The following is a 19,434-nucleotide window of genomic DNA, read 5'->3' as shown; positions in this document are numbered from 1 at the left end:
CGTCGTCGCGATTCGTGCTCGGAATACCTGGGGGTCAAGGGGTCGCAGGTTCAAATCCTGTCAGCCCGACCAGCACACGACGAGAGGCTCGGACCGCGAGACGGTCCGAGCCTCTCGTCGTCTCCGTCGGACGTGCGCCGCTCGGTGCAGGGTGCGCTCGCGACGACGCCAGTGACGGGTGACGATGGCCGCGAGCGGGACGCGAGCGCTGCCAGGTGCGGGCACGGCACGCGGTACGGGTCCCGGACGAGCCGACGGCGGCGGGAGATCCTCGATGTGCACGGGAATCCGGTTCACTGACGGGGAGGGCAGCGTCTACCTGGCGCGAAACCTCGACTGGACGAGCGGGTACGGCCAGCAGGTGGTGATCACCCCGACGGGATTCGCGCCGAGCTCGCCGTTCGGCGCCGTCCCCGACATCAAGCACGCGACCATCGGCATGGGCATCGTCCAGGAGGCGACGCCGCTCTACTTCGACTGCGGGAACGACGCCGGGCTGGCGGTCGCCGGGCTGAACTTCCCGGGGTATGCGGAGTACGCCCCCGGGCCCGTCGACGGTGCCGTCAACGTGGCGGCGTTCGAGTTCCCGCTGTGGGTGTGCTCGCAGTTCGCGGGCGTGGACGAGGTCGAGGCCGCGCTGCGCGACGTGGTCGTCGTCGACCGGCCGATCAACGACACGTACCCGAGCTCGCTGCTGCACTGGATCATCGCCGACCGTACGCGCGCCGTCGTGGTGGAGCACACGGGCGACGGCATGCACGTCTTCGACGACGACGTCGACGTCCTGACGAACCAGCCCGGCTTCGCCTGGCACCACGAGAACCTGCGCAACTACCTCAACACCTCGCCGGAGTTCCCCCCGGAGGCCACCCTGGGCCGTGCACGGCTCGGCCCGTTCGGCCCGGGGTCGCACATGCGCGGGATCCCCGGCGACTACTACTCCCCGTCCCGGTTCGTGCGTGCGGCCTACGTGAACGCCCACTACCCCGTGAAGGGGAGCGAGGAGGAGAACGTCAGCCGGGCCTTCCACACGCTGCAGCAGGTCGCGATGGTGGACGGCTGTGCGGCCATGGGGTCGGGGGAGTTCGAGATCACCGTGTACACCGGTCTCTTCTCGTCCAGGACGGCGACCTACTACTGGAACACCTACGACGACCCGACGATCCGCAGCGTCGCCATGGCCGCGCACCCGACCGACGGCACCGAGCTCGTCCGCGCGTGAGCCGTGGCAGGGAGGGCTGCCGCACGGTGCGTGGCGCCGCCGATCGCGGCGTGGCGCGTCACGCTGCCGGTCAGGGGTCGCCGTCCACCGTCGTGCTCAGCGGTTCACCGTCCGGGCCGAGCGGTTCGACGAGGGTGACGGCCTCGGAGTCCGGGTCGATCCAGCGCTGATAGCCAGGGCCGGTCCGGGCGGTCTCGAAGCGCACCGCGATGCGGCCGTCGTCGCCGACGCGCACGACCCATCCGCGTCCGTCGCCGGCGGTCTCGACGTCGAGGCCCGGGACGACGGTGGCGGCCGTCGCCCGGACGGGGCCGGTCACCGGTGGCGGCGCGGCCACGGCCTCGCCGCCGTCCGGGTCGTCGGCTTGGCCGGGGCTCTCCGCCACCTCCGGAAGGTCCGGGCCGAGCGGCAGCATGAGCTGCGCGTGCTCGGACAGCCCGTGGAACGCGACGCCGAGGAGGCGGACCGGCTCGGTGACGTCGGCGAGCCGCAGCGCTCGGTGGGCTGCGTCGCGCAGGGCGGCCTCGTCGGTGGTGGGGCGGGACAGGGTGACCGAGCGGGTCAGGGTCGTGAACGAGGCGAGCCGTACCTTGACGACGACGGTGCGCGCCGCTGCGGCGTGCCGGTCGAGGCGCGCGAGCGCGGCGTCGACGACGGGGTCGAGGGCCGCGGCGATCGCGGCGTGGCCGTGCAGGTCGGTGTCGAAGGTGTGCTCCGCGCCGGCGGACTTGCGCTCGCGCACGGTGGTGACGGGGCGGTCGTCCCAGCCGCGCGCGATGCGGAACAGGTTGGTCCCGCCGGCCTCGCCGGCGATCAGGCGCAGCGTGTCGAGCGGCTGGCGGCGCAGGTCGGCGACCGTGCGGACCCCGAGGCCGTCCAGGCGCGCCGCGGAGACCGGGCCCACGCCCCACAGGGCGCGCACGGGCAGGTCGAGCAGGAACGCGTCCTCCTCCTCGGCGTCGACGACCCGGACCCCGCCGGGCTTCGCGGCCTCGGAGGCGAGCTTGGCGACGAGCTTGGAGCGACCGAGGCCGATCGAGACCGGCAGGCCGCTGAGCTCGCGGGCCCGCTCGCGGATCGTGCGCGCGAGCTCGTCGAGGTCGGTCAGCGGCCGGGTGGCGGCGGTGAGGTCGGCGAAGGCCTCGTCGATGCTCACGGGCTCGACGAGGTCGGTGAGCTCGCGCAGCGCGGTCATGATCCGGTCCGAGTAGGCCGCGTACGCGGCGAACCGCGGCACGACGACGATCGTCGAGGCCGGGCACAGCCGTCGTGCCTGCTCCATCGGCATCGCGGAGCGCGCGCCGTACTGCCGGGCCTCGTACGACGCGGTGGCCACGACGCTGCGCGGCCCGACGCCGCCGACCAGCACGGGTCTCCCGCGCAACGACGGTCGTTGGTGCTGCTCGACGGCCGCGAAGAACGCGTCCGCGTCCAGGTGCGCGACCGTCGGACGGGCACGCAGCACCGGAGCGTGCAGCACGCGGTCGGGGATCACCTCCCTACTGTGCCGGAGCCGACCGACACGGCGTGCCCGCCCTCGTGACCGCCGGGGCCGGCACCCCGTCGACGTGTTCAGCGAGGATGCGGCAGAATCTTGACCTCAGGTAGTCGATCAGCTCAGGAGGGCGCGGGGTGGTGACCAGGTCTGCCGCGACGATGCGGGACGTGGCCGGGCGCGCTGGAGTGTCCATCAAGACGGTCTCCAACGTGATCAATGACTTCCCCATGGTCCGGCAGGAGACGCGTGCTCGCGTCGAGGCGGCCATCGCGGAGCTCGGGTACCAGGTGAACATCACCGCCCGGAACCTGCGGCGCGGCCGCACGGGCATGGTGGGCCTGGCGGTGCCGGAGCTCAACGTGCCGTACTTCGCGGAGCTCGCGGACTCGGTGATGAAGGCCGCCGACGCCCACGGCATGAGCGTGCTCATCGAGCAGACCGGCGCCGAGCGGGAGAGGGAGCTGGCGGTGCTCGGGTCGGAGCTGCGCCTGGTCACGGACGGGCTGATGTACTCGCCGCTCGCGCTGGGACAGGAAGACATCGAGCACCTGGACGTCAACTATCCGCTCGTGCTCCTGGGGGAGCGGATGTTCGGCGGGCCCAACGACCACGTGACCATGTCCAACGTGGAGGGCGCGCGCACGGCGACCCGGCACCTGATCGAGCTCGGGCGCCGGCGGATCGCGGTGATCGGCAGCCATCCGGGCGAGGTGGTGGGCTCGGCGGCGCTGCGCCTGGAGGGCTACCGGCTCGCGCTGCAGGACGCGGGCCTGCCGTTCGACCCGGCGCTCCTGGCGGAGGCCGGGCCGTGGCACCTCAAGACCGGCGCGGACGCGATGAACGCCCTGTTCGACTCGGGGGTGCACCTGGACGCGGTGTTCGGGTTCAACGACGCGATGGCGATCGGCGCGCTGCACGTGCTGCACCAGCGCCGGGTCCGGGTGCCCGAGGAGGTCGCGGTCATCGGGTTCGACGCCGTGCAGGAGTCGGAGTACATGTTCCCCCCGCTGTCGACGATCGACCCGGGTCGTGAGGAGATCGCCGAGACCGCGGTCCGCATGCTGAAGGAGCGGATCGGCGGGTACGACGGCGCACCGCGCCTGGTGCTGACACAGCAGCACGTGGTCGCTCGCACCTCGACCATCGGGTGAAACTCCGCCACGGAGGGGCCCGGCGTGGATTCGTCCGCCGGGCCCCGGCCTCGTCCCGCTGACGGCCGGCCCGACGAGCCGCGGAACTTGCATCGTTGCAAGTCAGCGTGCGTTTCGAGGGATCGTCGTCGGCCCGACCCGCCGGCGCGCGCCTCGGTTCGTCGGCATTGATGCAGGTCGTCGCACTATTTGGTGAGCGAATCACGATTCGATCACACCCGTTGTCCCCGGATGTGGCCTGCGTTACATTCCCTTCCATCGTTGTAAGCGACGAGGCGTTCCGCACGGTGGCGGGCGTACCGCACACGGAAGTGCGCCTCGTCGACAGAGACGGAACCGGGACGATCGACCCATTGATCGAGGAGGATCAGATGTACTTTCGTTCACGCAGGTTCATGGCCATCGGAGCGGTCGCGGCCGCGGCCGCGCTGTCACTGAGCGCCTGCTCGGGCGGCTCGGGCTCCGGCGACTCGGACTCGGGCGGGCCCACCGACATCCTGCTGTGGCACGGCTACACCGAGGCCGACGGCAAGGTGCTGGACAAGATCGTCGCCGCGTACAACGAGTCGCAGGACCAGTGCGTCGTGAAGTCCGAGCCCCTCGCCTGGACCTCGATCTCCGAGAAGCTCCTCACGAGCCTCGGCGCCGGCAACGGCCCCAACCTCGTCGTGCAGGGCGTCGACACCGGCCTCGGCTACGCGGACCAGGGCGCGTTCCTCTCGCAGCAGGCGTTCTACGACGACACCGAGACCTACCCCAGCTCGACCGCGTACTACGACGCGATGGCCAGCCAGGTCACGTGGGACGGCGAGACGTACGGCGTGCCGATGGGCGTCACGCCCTTCGCGGTCTACTTCAACCCGGAGCTGTGGAAGGCGGCCGGCCTCACCGAGGCCGACTACCCGACCACCGTCGAGGAGCTGATCGACGTCGCGCACAAGCTGACGATCGACGAGAACGACGACGGGACGCCCGAGCAGTACGGCCTGGCGCTGCAGGACATGGACGCCGGCATGCTCTCGACGATGCTGCACTCCGGCGGCGGCGACTTCATCACCGACGGCAAGCAGTACATCGACTCGCCCGAGAACGTCGCGACCATGACCGAGTGGCAGAAGGTCTGGCAGGACGGCGTCAGCCCGACCGGCCTGGACAACACGGCCGCGATGGAGCTGTTCGGCTCCGGCCGTGCCGCGATGATCTACAACGGCCCGTGGGAGATCACCTCCGCCGACTCGTTCGGCATCGACGTCGGCATGTTCCACTGGCCGAGCGACTGGGTGGCCGGCGTCTACAACTACTGGTACGCCACCTCGATGAACGACACCGACGAGGAGATGGCCTGCTCGTTCGGCTTCGAGGACTTCTGGAACTCGCAGGAGCAGCAGGTCGTGTGGACGGAGTCCTACTACCCGCCGAACCGCAACGACATCCCCGAGGACCAGTTCGCGTACCCGATCATCGCCGACCTGGCGAAGGCCTCGGGCCACTCGTTCTACTACGCCACGGGCATCTCGACCACGGTGACGGACATCACCAAGGAGACGGACGCGATGACGACGCAGATCGCGAAGGGCGGGAACGTCCAGGATCTGCTCACCAGCACCGCCGCGAAGGTGGACGGCTACCTCTCCAACGAGTGACGGGACGGTGGACCGGCCGGGCGCGCCCGGCCGGTCCACCGGGTACCCGTCCGGACCCTCCCCGAAGGAAGGTGTCGTCGCAGTGTCCGAAGAAGTGATCTACAAGTCGTCCAGGTGGTCGATCACCCGGGCGAACGACTCCCGGTCCTCGTCGCCGGTGACCCGACGCAGACCCAAGGCGCAGGGCAGGCGGATGCGCGCCGGGATCGCGTTCCTGCTCCCGGCCCTGGTGATCCTGGCGATCTGGGTTTTCTACCCGACGTTCTACGCGCTGTGGATCTCGTTCACCGACTCCACCGGGCTCAACCAGCCGGAGTTCATCGGGCTCGACAACTACGCCCGGATCTTCACGGACGCCGACACCCGTGGCGCGATCGTCAACACCCTGGTGTACGCGGTGGCCTTCACGCCGCTGGTGATCGCCACGGCGATCGCGATGGCGCTCCTGCTGAACCGCAAGGACCTGGTGATGCGCGGGTTCTTCCGGACCGTGGTGTTCCTGCCGTTCATCATCTCGATGGCGGTGGCCGCGCTGTCGTTCAGCTTCCTGCTCGACGCGAGCACGGGCCTCCTGCCGTACTGGTTCCAGCAGGTGTTCGGCAGGACGATGCCGGACCTCCTGAACTCGACGACCTGGGCGATGCCGACCGTCATCTTCGTGGCCGTGTGGAAGACCTTCGGGTACTTCATGGTCATCTTCATCGCCGGGCTCCAGGGCATCCCCGCGGAGCAGCACGAGGCGGCCCACCTGGACGGCGCAGGGGCGTGGGGCCGGTTCTGGCACGTCACGCTGCCGGGCCTGCGCCCGACGCTGACCTACGTCATCATCCTGGCTGCCAACTTCGGCTTCCAGGCGTTCGACCAGATCTACATCATGACGGGCGGCGGGCCCGAGCGGAGCACCGAGACGATCGTCTACCGCGTCTACACCGAGGGCTTCGCCAGCTTCAAGCAGGGGTACGCGTCCTCGCTGTCGTTCGTCCTCATGGCGATCACGATGATCGTCGGTGTCATCCAGCTGACCATCAACAAGCGTCAGGAAAGGGACATCGCATGAGCGCGATCACCTTCCCCGGGAAGACGGCCCCACAGCGCTCCGTGCGCTGGCGGCCGGCCAGCAGCATCCACCGCAGCACCCTGGCGGGCAGGTTGAGCGCGTTCCTGCTCGCGACCGTCGCGGCCGTCATCTGCGCCTTCCCGCTGCTGATCATCGTCATCACGGCGTTCTCGCCCCAGTCCGAGGTGCTCTCCTACCCGCCGCAGCTGCTGCCGAACAACTGGACGCTCGAGAACTTCCCGGGCGTGTTCGAACGCATCCCCGTCGGGACCCAGCTCTGGAACACCGTCCAGATGTCGGTGATCGTCACCGCCCTGTCGCTGCTGCTGAACTCGCTGGCGGCCTACGCCCTGGCGTGCATCGACTTCAAGGGCCGCGGCCTGATCCTCGGGATCCTCGTGGCGACGATCATGATCCCGTTCCAGTCGCTGCTGATCCCGCTGTACTCGATGCTGTCGGACCTCGGCTGGATCGGCACGATGATCGGCCTGACGATCCCGCGTGCCTCCGACGTCGCCGGGATCTTCCTGCTGAGGCAGTTCTTCGTCTCGATCCCGCGCGACCTCGACAACGCGGCCCGCATCGACGGCGCCTCGGAGTTCCGGATCTACTGGAACATCGTCCTGCCGAACGCGAAGGCCGGGCTGCTCACCCTCGGCATGTTCAACTTCATCGGCAACTGGAACGACATGATCTGGCCGATGACGATGACGAACAGCGCCGAGGACCGGACCCTCACCGCGGGGCTGGCCCTGCTGAACGGCACCGAGCAGGGAATCATCCCCTACGGCGTGTCCATGGCAGGCTCCCTGATCTCCGTGATCCCGCTGATCGTCGTGTTCGCCATCGTCCAGCGGCGCTTCATCGAGGGCGTCGCGTCGTCCGGCATCAAGGGCTGAGCGCCCTCCCGTCGTCACCCCACCATCGCAGTCCGACCGGCGCGCCGCGGGAACCACCCGTCCCGCGGCGCGCTGCCCGGCATGCCGTACGCGCGGCCCGTCCGCCCGTCCACGCGACCTCGAAGGAGGCCAGACATGAGCACGCAGGCGAAGGACGCCCACCCGCCGACACCGCTCCCGCCGTTCGCGGTGGGTGTCGGGATCGAGGACACGTTCGTCGTCGAGCCCGTCGCCGGCCGACGCCCGCTCGACGAGTACGTCCTGACCGACCACGACCGGCGCTGGCGCGAGGACGTCGAGCTGCTGGTGGCGAGCGGCGCCGACCAGATCCGCTGGGGCGTGCCGTGGTACCGGGTGCACCCCGCACCGCACCGGTTCGACTTCTCCTGGACCGACGAGGTGCTCGAGGCCCTGGGGGAGAGCGGCGTCGAGGTGATCCTCGACCTGGTGCACTACGGCACGCCGGGGTGGCTGAAGGGCTCGTTCGCCGACCCCGGCTACCCGGCGGCGCTCGCGGACCTCGCCGTCGCGATGGTGCAGCGCTACCCGCAGGTCACGGTCGTCACCCCCACCAACGAGCCGTCGGTGACGGCGGAGCGGTGCGGCGAGGACGGCCTCTGGCCCCCGCACCTGGAGGGCGACGCCGGCTACCTGCAGGTCCTCCTGGGCGTCGCCCGGGGCGTGGTCGGCGCTCAGCGGGCCGTCGCCGCGGTGCGGCCCGACATCACGTTCTGGCACGTGGAGGCGTCGCGCCGGTTCGTCGTCCCGGGCGACGGGCCGTCCGCCGGCGCGGCGTGGGCGGAGCGCGCCGCGCACCTGCGCGAGCGCGTGTTCCTCCACCAGGACCTCGTCACGGGCCGCGTCGACGACCGGCACCCGCTGGCGGCGCACCTGCGTGCGCACGGCGTCGGCGACGACGACCTCGCCTGGTTCGCCGAGCACGCGGTGCGCCCCGACGTGCTGGGCGTCAACTACTACCCCCACGTCTCGACCGTGGACGTCGGCGGCCACCCGCTCGTCCTGCCCGACGGCGGGCCGCGCCCGTCGTCGTGGCCGGTCACGTACGCGGGGACGGACGCGCTCGAGGACCTGCTGCGCACCTGGCACGCGCGCTACCCCGAGGCGCCGCTCGCGCTCACCGAGACGGGCGACCCCGGCCCGATCGAGCGTCGCGTGGACTGGGTGCACGCGTCGATGGACGTCGTGCAGAAGCTGCGCGCCGAGGGCCTGCCCCTCGTCGGCTGGACGTGGTGGGCGCTGATCGACTTCCTGCTCTGGGACTACCGCGAGGGCAGCGCGCCCCCGCCGGAGTACCTGCTGCAGCACGGCCTGTGGGACCTCGTGCCGGACGGGACCCGGCCGGACGGCCTGCCCTCGTACGCCCGGGTCCGCACCGCCGCGGCCGACGCGTTCGCGGACGTCGCGGCACGGTACGGCCGCGCTGCGGTCGGCGCCGGGACGGCCGGTGACCGGCGATGAGCGCCCCCGACGTCGACATCACCGTCGTCCACTCCGGCAGCGTGGGCGAGGCGGGCGCGATGTACTCGCGCCTGCTGTCCACCGACCCGCAGGGTCCGCACGCGGGCGCGATGCTGCTGACGTGCGAGCTCCGCCTGGGCGTGGCGGACCCGGCGGGGCCCGTCTTCCCCGTGTGGCGCTCGCAGGACGGCGGCAGGACCTGGGGCGAGCACGCCCGCGTGGCTGACCACCTCGGCCGGGGCAACCGCTACCAGCCGGTGGTCTACGAGCTGCCGGGCGACGTCGCCCACCTGCGCCGCGGCGACCTGCTGCTGGCCGGCAACGCGATCCCGGGCGACGGCTCCACCACCACGATCACGCTGTACTCCTCCACGGACGGCGGCGCGACGTGGCAGTTCGAGTCGGTGGTCGACTCGGGCGGTCCCGCCCTGTACGACCCGTCGCGCACGTCGACGACGACGTCGATCTGGGAGCCGGAGCTCGTGCTGGTCGACGGCGTGCTCGCGGTGTACTTCGCCGACGAGCGGGAGAAGCACCGCGGCATGCTCCAGGTGATCTCCCGCCGCACCACGACCGACCTGCGCACCTGGACCGACGTCGAGACCGTGGCGGGCGTGCCCGACCGCTACCGGCGCCCCGGCATGTTCGTCGCCACCGGGCCGCTGCCCGACGGCACCTACCGGGCGGTGGTCGAGTACGTCGGCCCGGCGGAGGTGCCGATCCACCTGCGGTCGTCGCGCGACGGCGTCGACTGGGGGGACCCGGCCGAGGCCGGCCCGCTGCTCGTGTCGCGGGAAGGGGTGGTGCTGTCCGGGACGCCGAACCTGGCGTGGACGCCCGACGGCGCCGGCGGCGCGACGATCGTCGCGACGGCGCGGCACTCCTGGCTCGACGGCACGGAGGCCAACCATGCGCTCGTCAGCGACGACCTCGGCGAGACGTGGAGCGCGATGCGCCTCCCGGTGGACGCCGTGCGGCACGTGCGCGGCGACTCCTCGGGGTACTCGCAGGCCGTGCGCTGGAACGCCGCCGGCGAGCTGGTGCAGGCGACCACGGTCCGCAACGCGGCCGGCAGCCATGACGTCGTCGTCGCGGTGGTGCGGGGCGACTGGCGCGCACGGATCGGCGTCCTGTGACGAGCGGCAACGACGAAGGGAGGGCGCGATGAAGCGTCGATGGACCGAGGACGAGATCTGGGACTGGTACACCGGCCGGGACTGGATCACCGGGATGAACTGGATCCCCAGCGGGGCGATCCACGGTGCGCTGTGGCTGCTGCAGGAGCACGAGCACGACGTCGCCTGGCGTGACGCCGCCCGGGAGATCGCGCTGGCGCACGGGTACGGCATCAACTCCGTCCGCTTCTACCTGCCGTTCGAGGTGTGGCAACACGAGCCGGACGCGTTCTTCGCCCACCTGGACCAGCTGCTCGACCTGCTCGGCTCGTACGGGATGACGATGATGCCGGTGCTGTTCAACGACTGCTCGGTGCCCCGGCACCGGTGGTCGCCCGCCCGGCTCGGGCCGCAGCCCGAGCCCGAGCCCGGCTACTTCGGAGGCTCGTCCGAGTCGCCGTTCGACGACGACGTGCAGGGCGGCGGGATCGTCGGGTACGTGCTGACCGACGAGCCCGAGCTCGAGCCGACGTTCCGCCGCTGGGTCGACGAGCTGGCCGCACGGTACGGCCAGGACGAGCGGATCGTGGTCTGGAACGTCTGGAACGAGATCGGCAACTCGACGCGCGGCGACAGGTCGCTGCCCATGATGGAGAAGGTGTTCGCCTGGCTGCGGGAGGCCGACGTGAGCCAGCCGCTGACGGCGGAGATCTGGGGCGTCGGCGCCGCCGACGCGTACGAGTGGCTGCTCGACCCGTGCCGGCTCCAGCCCGTCGAGGAGCGTGCGATCGAGCTGTCGGACATCGTGTCGTTCCACTACTACGGGGACTACTCGCACGCCAAGGACCTCGTGCGGTTCCTCGAACGGTACGGGCGGCCGCTGCTCAACACCGAGTGGATGCACCGCCCCTACCGCAGCACCATCGAGACGCATCTGCCGCTGTGGAAGCGGGAGGGCGTCGGGAGCTACTTCTTCGGCTTCGTGAACGGCAAGGCGCAGTTCAACCACGTGTGGGAGTTCATCAAGCCGCTGCCCGGCATCGACACGAGGCTGTGGATGCACGACGTCGTGCACTCCGACTTCACGCCCTACGACCCCGACGAGATCGAGGTGCTACGGGCCTGCAACCTCCCACCGTCGCGGCCGGTCAGGCAGGTGCGGCGATGACGCGGCTGGGGATCGAGCACCCGCCGCAGGGGTGGAACAGCTGGGACTGCTTCGGGACCACGGTGACCGAGGACGAGGTCCTCGCGAACGCCGAGGTCATGGCCCGCAGGCTGCTGCCCGTCGGCTACGACACGGTCGTCGTGGACATCGACTGGTACGACCCGACGGCGCGCTCGCACGGGTACCAGGAGGGCGCACCCTTCGAGGTCGACGCGCACGGGTACCCGGCCCCGGCGCCCGGCCGGTTTCCGTCCGCCGCGGGCGGCGCGGGGTTCGCGCCCCTCGCCGACAAGGTGCACGCCCTCGGCCTGCGGTTCGGCGTGCACCTGATGCGCGGCATCCCCCGGCGCGCGGTCGAGCTCGACCTGCCGGTGCTGGGCACGGGGTGGACGGCGGCGCAGATCGCCGACACCTCCTCGACGTGCGCGTGGCACCCCGGCTACTTCGGGCTGGACCACTCGCACCCGGGGGCGCAGGCCTACCTGGACGGCTTCGCCGCCCTGCTCGCGTCGTGGGGGCTGGACTACCTGAAGATCGACGACATGCTGGCGCCGTACCACGCCGACGCCATCGAGGCGTGGCGCACGGCCCTGGACCGGTCCGGACGGCCGGTCGTGCTGTCCCTGTCGCCCGGGACCGCCCTGTCGACGGCGCACCTTCCCCACCTGCGCCGCCACGCGGACCTGTGGCGCATCAGCAACGACCTGTGGGACCGGTGGAGCGACGTCGAGGAGCAGTTCGGCCGCCTCGCGCGGTGGGCGCCCCTGCAGTCGCCGAGCGGCTGGGCGGACGCGGACATGCTCCCGCTGGGGCGGATCGGCCTGCGGGCCGAGCGCGGCGAGCCCCGGGACTCCCTGCTCACGCCCGACGAGCAGCGCACGCTGCTGACGCTGTGGGCCATGGCGCGCTCCCCGTTCATGATCGGCGGCCACCTGCCCGAGACGGACGACGGGACGATCGAGCGGCTGGCCAACCCAGCCGTCGCCCGGGTCCTGCGCGAGTCCGTCGACGGCGCCGAGATGTGGCGCGAGCGCGACGTCGAGCGCGGCGACGGTGACGTCGTCGTGTGGGCCGCCCGGGAGGCGCACGGCCCGGCGCGCTTCGCCGCCGTGTTCTGGACCGGCCCGACCTCCCACCAGGTGACCGTGGCGCTGCAGGACGTCCTCGGGGACGCCGTCGTCGCGCGGGAGGCCGCGTGGACCGCGCACGACCTGTGGGACGCCGGTGTCGTCGGCGTCCGCCCGGACCTCACCCTCGTGCTCGACGTCCCGGCGCACGGTGTGCGCTGGCTCGAGCTCACCCGATCCTGAAGCGCGACGAAGCGAGGAAGCATCATGACCACTGCCCGTCTCACCATCGACCCCGCGTTCCGTGTGGGCCCCGTCCGACGCCGCACCTTCGGCTCCTTCGTCGAGCACCTCGGCCGGTCGGTCTACAGCGGCATCCACGACCCGGAGCACCCGACCGCCGACGCCGACGGCTTCCGCAAGGACGTCGTCGAGATGGTCAAGGAGCTGGGCGTCTCCACGGTGCGCTACCCGGGCGGCAACTTCGTGTCCGGCTACCGCTGGGAGGACGGCGTCGGACCGGTGGAGCAGCGGCCGCGCCGCCTCGACCTGGCGTGGCACTCGACCGAGCCGAACCTCGTCGGCACCGACGAGTTCATGCGCTGGTGCGCCCAGGCCGGCGTCGAGCCAATGATGGCGGTGAACCTGGGCACCCGCGGCGTGCAGGAGGCGCTCGACCTGCTCGAGTACTGCAACGTCCCCGGCGGCACCTACTGGTCCGACCTGCGCCGGGCCAACGGCGCCCCCGAGCCGTACCGCGTCAAGATGTGGTGCCTGGGCAACGAGATGGACGGCCCGTGGCAGACCGGCCACAAGACGCCCGAGGAGTACGGGCGGCTCGCCGCCGAGACCGCGCGGGCGATGCGGCAGATCCAGCCCGACCTCGAGCTGGTCGCATGCGGCTCGTCGCAGTCGTCGATGCCGACGTTCGGCGAGTGGGAGCGGATCGTGCTCACCGAGGCGTACGAGCAGGTCGACTACGTCTCCGCGCACGCCTACTACTGGGAGGAGGACGGCGATCTCGGCTCGTTCCTCGCCTCGGCCGTCGACATGGACCACTTCGTCGCCTCGGTCGCGGCGACCGCCGACGCCGTCCGTGCACGGCTCAAGACGGACAAGCGGATCCACATCTCCTTCGACGAGTGGAACGTCTGGTACCAGAAGCGCGCCGAGTCGAGGCCGCCGTCGGGCGACGACTGGCCGGTGGCGCCCGTGCTGCTGGAGGACCGGTACAACGTCGCCGACGCCGTGGTGGTGGGCAACCTGCTCATCTCGCTGCTGCGGAACTCCGACCGGGTGCACGCCGCGTCGCTGGCACAGCTGGTGAACGTCATCGCCCCGATGATGACCGAGCCGGGCGGGCGGCTGTGGAAGCAGACGACGTTCCACCCGTTCGCGCTGACGTCGAACCACGCCGCGGGGGAGGTCCTGCAGGTCGCGCTCGAGACGCCGACGTACGAGACGGCACGGTTCGGCGACGCGCCCCTCGTGGACGCGGCGGCGACCTGGGACGAGCAGACCGGCGAGCTCGTGGCGTTCGTCGTGAACCGGTCGGTGACCGAGGAGGTCCGCCTCGAGGCCGACCTGCGCTCGGTGCCGGGGCTGCGCGTCGTCGAGGCGGTCACCCTCTCCAACCCGGACGTGTACTGGTCGGCGACGGCCGACGACGACGACTCGGTCGCACCGCGGGCGAACGACACCGCCGCGATCGCCGACGGGCACCTGACCGCCACGCTGCCGGCGGTGTCCTGGTCGATGATCCGGCTCGCCCGATGAGACGCACGCCCCGGCGGGCCGCCGCGACGCTCGCCGGGGCGGTGTCCGTGGTGCTGCTCGCGGCCTGCGGCGCCGACCCGGTCGCGGGGACCGTCGTCCCCGTCGAGGGCGACGTCGAGGTGCACGACCCCTCGCTCGTCGTCGACGGCGAGGACTGGTGGGTCTTCTCCACCGGGAACCTGACCAAGGGCCTCGGCGCGATCCAGGTGCGGCACTCCGTCGACGGCAACGCCTGGACGTACGAGGGCGAGGTGCTCCCGGACGACCGACCGGCGTGGCAGCAGGAGGCGGTTCCCGGCGTCACCAACCTGTGGGCCCCGGAGGTCGTGGAGCACGACGGCACCTGGTACCTCTACTACGCCGCGTCGACGTTCGGGTCGAACACCTCGGCCATCGGCCTCATGACGTCCGACGAGCTGGGGGCCGACGTCGCGTGGCAGGACCGGGGGATCGTCTGGCAGTCGTCGGCGGGCGACGGCTACAACGCGATCGACCCGGCCGTGGTGACCGACGAGGACGGCACCCCGTGGATGGCGTTCGGGTCGTTCTGGGGCGGGATCCAGCTGGTCGAGCTGTCGTGGCCGAGCGGGATGCCGGTCGAGGGCGGCGAGCCGCAGGTGATCGCCAGCCGCGGTGACGCGACGAACGCGATCGAGGCCCCGGCGCTGCTGCACCACGGCGGGTACTGGTACCTCTTCGTCTCCAAGGACTCGTGCTGCCAGGGCACGGACAGCACCTACCACGTCGAGGTCGGCCGCGCGGAGGACATCACGGGCCCGTACGTGGACGCCGAGGGGGACTCGCTGCTCGAGGACGGCGGCACCCCCGTGCTGGACGCCGTCGGCGACATGATCGGCCCGGGCGGCGAGTCGGTCGCCGTCGGCGGCGGCGACGAGCTGCTCGGGTTCCACTTCTACGACGGCGCGGACGGCGGCACGCCCACGCTGGCGATCCGCAGCCTCGCGTGGACGGACGCGGGCTGGCCCGTCGCCATGACCGTCGACGAGCAGGAGAGCCTGACGTCCCGGCCCGGGGCGTGAGCCCCGGCCTCCGGAAAGAGCTGCGCGCGGCGGGCACGGTGTCGGCAGGCTCGGGCATCATGGTCGCGTGCCCGACGACGCCCGTGCCGGACTCCGGGTGACCCCTGCCCTCGTCATCCCCACGCAGGAGCTGACCTGGCGGTTCTCGCGCTCCTCGGGGCCCGGCGGTCAGGGCGTCAACACGGCGGACTCACGCGTCGAGCTGTCCTGGGACGTCGGGGCCTCGGCGGTCCTCTCCGCGGCGCAGCGGGCGCGGGTCCTCGAGCGGCTCGGCCGGCGGGCACCCGGCGGGGTGCTGACCGTGGTGGCGTCCGAGCACCGCGCCCAGCTGCGCAACCGTGACGCCGCACGGGTCCGGCTGGCGGCGCTCGTCGCGGACGCCCTGGCGCCGCCCGGGCCCCGACGTCGCCCGACGCGCCCGACCCGTGGCTCTGTGGAGCGGCGCATCGACGCGAAGAAGCGGCGCTCGGGGGTCAAGCGGATGCGGCGGCCACCCCAGGACTAATCGGCGCCGCGGTCGGGTGCGCCCATGTCGCCGGTGGCGGGCACGCCGTCGGCGAGCCCGTAATGGAGGTACACGGTGCCGCTCGGCCCCGCGGCGGGTGGCTCGAGGAGCGTGAGGTTGGTGGGCACCTCGCCGCCGTCGAACACCTTCTTCCCGACGCCGAGCACGATGGGGTGCACCCACAGGTCGATGCGGTCGAAGAGCTTCTCGTGCAGGAGGGTCTGCACGAGGTCGAGGCTGCCGACCACCCGGACGTGCTCGTGCCGGTCGCGGACCTCCCGCACGGCGGCGGGCAGGTCCGGCCCGAGCTGGGTGGAGCCTGCCCACGAGAGGTCCGGGGTGCCGCGGGAGGCGACGTACTTCGGGATGCTGTTGAACAGGGTCGCGATGTCGCCGTCCTGGCCGCCGCCGCTCTGGTGCGGCCAGTAGGCGGCGAAGATGTCGTACGTGCGCCGCCCCAGCAGGAGGGCGTCCGTGCCCTCGCCGTAGGCGGCGTCGATCTGCTGCCCGGCGACCTCGTCGATCAAGGGGGCCTGCCAGCCGCCGAACGGGAAGCCCTCCGGGTCCTCGTCGGGGCCGCCGGGCGCCTGGGCGACGAGGTCGAGGGTGGCGAACAGCTCGAGGTGGATCAGTCCCATGATGTCCTCCCGGGGTCGTCCGGCCCGGACGGTCGGCCGGCTCAGGGTGCAGACCGGGGTGGTCCCGCGAACTCATCGGAGCAGAAACCTTCCACTGTGAGGTTTTGGGGGTAGGCTCGTCCACGGCTTCCGGCGCGCTGCGACGTACTTCTGTATGGGCATCGACGGAAGTCGGACCGCAGACCACGCGAAGGAGCCCCAGATGCCCATCACGTCCGTGCAGCTGTACTCGCTGCGGGATGCCATCGCCGCCGACCTGGACGCCGCCGTCGCGCGCGTGCGCGAGATCGGGTACGAGCACGTCGAGCCGTACGCGTTCGTCGAGCGCGTCGCCGACTTCGAGCGTGCGTTCGCCGCCACCGGCCTGGCCGCGCCGTCCGGCCACGCCGGCGTCATCGACGCCGCCGAGCCGGACGTCGTCTTCGACGCCGCCGCGCGCCTCGGCATCGGGATCGTCATCGACCCGTTCGTCCCCACCGAGCGGTGGCAGACGGCGGACGACGCGAAGAAGCTCGCCGAGCGCGTCAACGAGCTGACGGTCCGTGCCGCCGGCCACGGCCTGCGCTTCGGCTACCACAACCACCAGTGGGAGTTCACCAACAAGGTCGACGGCCGCGCCGTCTTCGAGATCTTCGCCGAGCACCTCGACCCCGAGGCCGTGCTCGAGGTCGACACCTTCTGGGCCACCGTCGGCGGCGCCGACGCCCCCGCGGTGCTCAAGACGCTCGGCGACCGCGTCGTCGCGATCCACGTCAAGGACGGCGAGGTGTCGGGCGACATCGCCACCGTGCTCCCGTCCAGCGAGAGCGCCCTCGACGTGCCGCCGGCCCTCAAGGCCGCGTACGAGAACCAGGTGCCCGCCGGTCAGGGCGACGTCGACGTGCCGGCGATCCTCTCCGCCGCGCCGCAGGCCATCCGCGTCGTGGAGTTCGACTCCTACGCGGGCGACGTCTTCGAGGGCGTCGCCGCGTCCCTCGCCTGGCTGAAGGAGAACGACAAGTGAGCCGCGTGGGCGTCGGCATCATCGGTGCCGGGAACATCTCCACGCAGTACCTCGAGAACCTCACGCAGTTCGCGGACGTCGAGGTCCGGATGGTGGCCGACGTGCTGCTCGACCGCGCGAGCGCGCAGGCGGAGGCCTACGGGGTCGCGTCGTCGGGCACGGTCGAGGAGCTGCTGGCCCGCGACGACATCGAGATCGTCGTCAACCTGACGATCCCGGCCGTGCACGCCGAGGTCGGGCACCAGATCGTCGCGGCCGGAAAGCACGTGTGGAGCGAGAAGCCGATCGCGACCGACCACGCGTCGGCCGCGGCGCTGCTGGCCGCCGCCGAGGCGAAGGGGCTGCGCGTCGCGTGCGCCCCGGACACCGTGCTCGGCGCGGGCATCCAGTCCGCGCTGCGCGCCATCGCCCGCGGGGACATCGGCGAGCCGCTGACGGCGACCACGATGTTCCACGTGCCCGGCCCGGAGGCGTGGCACCCGGACCCCGACTTCCTGTACGCGACGGGCGCCGGGCCGCTGTTCGACATGGGCCCGTACTACGTGACGACGCTGGTGCACGCGCTCGGCGCGACGTCGCACGTGCAGGCCGTGTCGTCGAAGTCGCTCGAGAAGCGCACGATCGCCTCCGGCCCGCGCGCCGGCGCGACGTTCCCCGTCGAGGTGCCCACCCACCACGCCGCCCTGATCCAGTTCGCGGGCGGGCAGTCGGCGCAGTCGACGTTCTCGTTCCAGCACGCCCTGCCCCGCGCCGGCTTCGTCGAGGTCAACGGCACGACCGGCACGATCGTGCTGCCCGACCCGAACGTCTTCGACGGGGACTCGACCCTGTGGCGGTACGGCCAGGACGAGCCCGAGACGATCGCGGCCACCGGCTCCACCTGGGGCCGCGGCACCGGCGTGGTCGAGCTGGCCCGCGCGATCCGCGAGGGGCGTCCCGAGCGGGCGTCCGGCGCCGTCGCGCTGCACGTGCTCGACGTGCTCCTCGCGATCCGCGACGCCGCAGAGTCCGGCACGGGCGTCGACGTCGCCTCCACGGTCGACGCACCGCCGCCGCTGGCGGAGGACTTCGACCCGGCGGCGTCGACCTTCTGACGCCACCCGGGGCGGGGGGGCCGGGTCCTGCGGGACCCGGCCCCTCGTCGTGTCAGGACGCGGCAGGGGGCGGCGGCACCAGCCGCTCGAGCAGCTCCAGCACCCGCGCACCGTCCACGGCGTCCGGGTCGAGGAGCCACTGCACCTGGATGCCGTCGGAGGCCGCGATCGCGAGCGCGGCCAGGTCGCCGGCGTCGATGCCCGGGTCGATCAGCCCGGCCTCCTGGTCGGCCCGCACGCGCGCGGCGAGCTCGCCGCGGATGCGGGCGAATCGCTCGCGGAAGAACTCGCGCGTCACCGGGTGGCCCTCGCCCGCGGCGTCGCCGGCGAGGGTCGTGTAGAGCTGCACCAGCCCCGGGACCTCGCGGTTGAGCACGGCGCTCTTGCGCATCCCGCCGACCACGGACTCGGGCGGGCCGCCCGTCTCACCGCGCTGGACCTCGTGCTCGTGGTAGACGGCCACGAGCAGGTCGTCCCGCGAGGGGAAGTAGTGCCGCAACGTGGCGTGCGAGACGCCGACCGCGTCGGCGACGGACCGGAGCGAGGACGCGTCGACACCGTGCTCCGCGACCATCCGCAGCACCTGGTCCAGGATCTGCGCCCTCCGGGCCGTTCCCTTCGCGTACCCGCGCCGGGGCGCCGCGTCCTGCCCTGCGTCCTGGGGTGCGCTCACGCGGCCAACCTACCGATATTCGCTGGGGCAGGACGTGGACCCGGTGCTAGGTTCGGCGCCGCCGGCAGGATCTCCCTGCCGTCGCCACCCACCCAGGAGGGTCCCGTGCCCTACGCGTCGAGCGACCGTCAGGCCGACACCGGCCGGCGTCCCGTCGTGCCCGCGCGGTCCCTCCGCGCGGGCACGCTCGGGAACGAGCACAAGCGCCCCGAGGGCGGGAGCACGGCCTGAGCGACACCTGAGTCAGGCCACCCGAGCCGCCCCTGGGACCGTGTCCCGAGGGCGGCTCTCGCCGTTCTGTCGGCGGAAACCCACGACGGTGCCGGTGAGGCGCCGTCCCGACGAATCGCTTCACGCACCCACCAGGAGGGGGTGCTCACCATGACCGAGAACCCGACCGAGACGA

Annotated in this window: 18 protein-coding genes; 15 read left to right on the top strand and 3 right to left on the bottom strand. The window is 72.0% G+C overall.

From position 1 onward, the window contains the following. The first annotated feature begins 274 nt into the window (after nucleotides 1-274). Nucleotides 275-1,222 (top strand): choloylglycine hydrolase, encoded by a 948-nt coding sequence (gene bsh / locus ACH436_RS04195; protein WP_430558903.1) that lies wholly within the window; start codon nucleotides 275-277, stop codon nucleotides 1,220-1,222. 70 nt (nucleotides 1,223-1,292) lie between these two features. On the opposite strand, the gene ACH436_RS04190 is transcribed toward bsh, so the two are convergent. Further along, nucleotides 1,293-2,717, bottom strand: coding sequence for a DNA polymerase IV (locus tag ACH436_RS04190; protein WP_430558902.1), 1,425 nt, complete (start codon nucleotides 2,715-2,717; stop codon nucleotides 1,293-1,295). A gap of 140 nt (nucleotides 2,718-2,857) precedes the next feature. Here ACH436_RS04190 and ACH436_RS04185 point away from each other — a divergent pair, with 140 nt between their 5' ends. The 11 genes from ACH436_RS04185 to arfB all read left to right on the top strand — a co-directional run bounded on the left by ACH436_RS04185 (nucleotide 2,858) and on the right by arfB (nucleotide 15,620). Continuing rightward, complete coding sequence (locus tag ACH436_RS04185; RefSeq protein ID WP_430558901.1) at nucleotides 2,858-3,871, top strand: LacI family DNA-binding transcriptional regulator; 1,014 nt, start codon at nucleotides 2,858-2,860, stop codon at nucleotides 3,869-3,871. A gap of 371 nt (nucleotides 3,872-4,242) precedes the next feature. Then, nucleotides 4,243-5,514, top strand: a complete 1,272-nt coding sequence (locus ACH436_RS04180) for an extracellular solute-binding protein (RefSeq protein ID WP_430558900.1) — start codon at nucleotides 4,243-4,245, stop codon at nucleotides 5,512-5,514. Between the two features lie 193 nt (nucleotides 5,515-5,707). Further along, nucleotides 5,708-6,571, top strand: coding sequence for a carbohydrate ABC transporter permease (locus ACH436_RS04175; protein ID WP_430558899.1), 864 nt, complete (start codon nucleotides 5,708-5,710; stop codon nucleotides 6,569-6,571). Then, entirely contained in the window at nucleotides 6,568-7,470 is a 903-nt protein-coding gene (locus ACH436_RS04170) for a carbohydrate ABC transporter permease (protein WP_430558898.1), read from the top strand. Before ACH436_RS04175 ends, ACH436_RS04170 begins: the two co-directional genes overlap by 4 nt. Nucleotides 7,471-7,605: 135 nt before the next feature. Continuing rightward, nucleotides 7,606-8,949, top strand: coding sequence for a family 1 glycosylhydrolase (locus ACH436_RS04165; RefSeq protein ID WP_430558897.1), 1,344 nt, complete (start codon nucleotides 7,606-7,608; stop codon nucleotides 8,947-8,949). After that, entirely contained in the window at nucleotides 8,946-10,085 is a 1,140-nt protein-coding gene (locus tag ACH436_RS04160) for a sialidase family protein (protein WP_430558896.1), read from the top strand. Before ACH436_RS04165 ends, ACH436_RS04160 begins: the two co-directional genes overlap by 4 nt. A gap of 28 nt (nucleotides 10,086-10,113) precedes the next feature. Beyond that, complete coding sequence (locus tag ACH436_RS04155; RefSeq protein WP_430558895.1) at nucleotides 10,114-11,232, top strand: cellulase family glycosylhydrolase; 1,119 nt, start codon at nucleotides 10,114-10,116, stop codon at nucleotides 11,230-11,232. Beyond that, entirely contained in the window at nucleotides 11,229-12,542 is a 1,314-nt protein-coding gene (locus ACH436_RS04150; protein ID WP_430558894.1) for an alpha-galactosidase, read from the top strand. The genes ACH436_RS04155 and ACH436_RS04150 overlap by 4 nt, the downstream gene beginning before the upstream one ends. A 24-nt stretch (nucleotides 12,543-12,566) precedes the next feature. After that, the gene (locus ACH436_RS04145; protein WP_430558893.1) at nucleotides 12,567-14,075 is read left to right on the top strand and encodes an alpha-N-arabinofuranosidase; all 1,509 of its coding nucleotides are present in this window, start codon (nucleotides 12,567-12,569) and stop codon (nucleotides 14,073-14,075) included. Continuing rightward, on the top strand, nucleotides 14,072-15,115 hold the full coding sequence (locus tag ACH436_RS04140) for an arabinan endo-1,5-alpha-L-arabinosidase (RefSeq protein WP_430558892.1): 1,044 nt from the start codon (nucleotides 14,072-14,074) through the stop codon (nucleotides 15,113-15,115). Before ACH436_RS04145 ends, ACH436_RS04140 begins: the two co-directional genes overlap by 4 nt. A gap of 67 nt (nucleotides 15,116-15,182) precedes the next feature. Further along, entirely contained in the window at nucleotides 15,183-15,620 is a 438-nt protein-coding gene (gene arfB, locus ACH436_RS04135; RefSeq protein WP_430558891.1) for an alternative ribosome rescue aminoacyl-tRNA hydrolase ArfB, read from the top strand. Here arfB and ACH436_RS04130 read toward each other — a convergent pair. Next, entirely contained in the window at nucleotides 15,617-16,258 is a 642-nt protein-coding gene (locus tag ACH436_RS04130; RefSeq protein WP_430558890.1) for a dihydrofolate reductase family protein, read from the bottom strand. The genes arfB and ACH436_RS04130 overlap by 4 nt on opposite strands. A 202-nt stretch (nucleotides 16,259-16,460) precedes the next feature. Between ACH436_RS04130 and ACH436_RS04125 the strand changes: the two genes are divergently transcribed. Beyond that, nucleotides 16,461-17,261 (top strand): sugar phosphate isomerase/epimerase family protein, encoded by an 801-nt coding sequence (locus ACH436_RS04125; protein WP_430558889.1) that lies wholly within the window; start codon nucleotides 16,461-16,463, stop codon nucleotides 17,259-17,261. After that, entirely contained in the window at nucleotides 17,258-18,355 is a 1,098-nt protein-coding gene (locus ACH436_RS04120; protein ID WP_430558888.1) for a Gfo/Idh/MocA family protein, read from the top strand. Before ACH436_RS04125 ends, ACH436_RS04120 begins: the two co-directional genes overlap by 4 nt. 52 nt (nucleotides 18,356-18,407) lie before the next feature. On the opposite strand, the gene ACH436_RS04115 is transcribed toward ACH436_RS04120, so the two are convergent. Further along, complete coding sequence (locus tag ACH436_RS04115; protein WP_430558887.1) at nucleotides 18,408-19,028, bottom strand: TetR/AcrR family transcriptional regulator; 621 nt, start codon at nucleotides 19,026-19,028, stop codon at nucleotides 18,408-18,410. A gap of 105 nt (nucleotides 19,029-19,133) precedes the next feature. Between ACH436_RS04115 and ACH436_RS04110 the strand changes: the two genes are divergently transcribed. Next, complete coding sequence (locus ACH436_RS04110) at nucleotides 19,134-19,259, top strand: hypothetical protein (protein ID WP_430558886.1); 126 nt, start codon at nucleotides 19,134-19,136, stop codon at nucleotides 19,257-19,259. The last annotated feature ends 175 nt before the right edge of the window (nucleotides 19,260-19,434 follow it).

The sequence above is a fragment of the Isoptericola sp. NPDC019693 genome (assembly GCF_044389085.1).
In the GTDB taxonomy this organism is placed as follows: Bacteria; Actinomycetota; Actinomycetes; order Actinomycetales; family Cellulomonadaceae; genus Isoptericola.
This window is presented reverse-complemented; position numbering and strand designations above follow the sequence as displayed.

Coding starts and splice junctions, on each gene's coding strand:
- ACH436_RS04140 (WP_430558892.1), top strand. CDS start 14,072: ATGAGACGCACGCCCCGGCGGGCCGCCGCGACGCTCGCCGGGGCGGTG.
- bsh (WP_430558903.1), top strand. CDS start 275: ATGTGCACGGGAATCCGGTTCACTGACGGGGAGGGCAGCGTCTACCTG.
- ACH436_RS04170 (WP_430558898.1), top strand. CDS start 6,568: ATGAGCGCGATCACCTTCCCCGGGAAGACGGCCCCACAGCGCTCCGTG.
- ACH436_RS04130 (WP_430558890.1), bottom strand. CDS start 16,258: ATGGGACTGATCCACCTCGAGCTGTTCGCCACCCTCGACCTCGTCGCC.
- ACH436_RS04165 (WP_430558897.1), top strand. CDS start 7,606: ATGAGCACGCAGGCGAAGGACGCCCACCCGCCGACACCGCTCCCGCCG.
- ACH436_RS04160 (WP_430558896.1), top strand. CDS start 8,946: ATGAGCGCCCCCGACGTCGACATCACCGTCGTCCACTCCGGCAGCGTG.
- ACH436_RS04175 (WP_430558899.1), top strand. CDS start 5,708: ATGCGCGCCGGGATCGCGTTCCTGCTCCCGGCCCTGGTGATCCTGGCG.
- ACH436_RS04155 (WP_430558895.1), top strand. CDS start 10,114: ATGAAGCGTCGATGGACCGAGGACGAGATCTGGGACTGGTACACCGGC.
- ACH436_RS04145 (WP_430558893.1), top strand. CDS start 12,567: ATGACCACTGCCCGTCTCACCATCGACCCCGCGTTCCGTGTGGGCCCC.
- ACH436_RS04125 (WP_430558889.1), top strand. CDS start 16,461: ATGCCCATCACGTCCGTGCAGCTGTACTCGCTGCGGGATGCCATCGCC.
- ACH436_RS04150 (WP_430558894.1), top strand. CDS start 11,229: ATGACGCGGCTGGGGATCGAGCACCCGCCGCAGGGGTGGAACAGCTGG.
- ACH436_RS04180 (WP_430558900.1), top strand. CDS start 4,243: ATGTACTTTCGTTCACGCAGGTTCATGGCCATCGGAGCGGTCGCGGCC.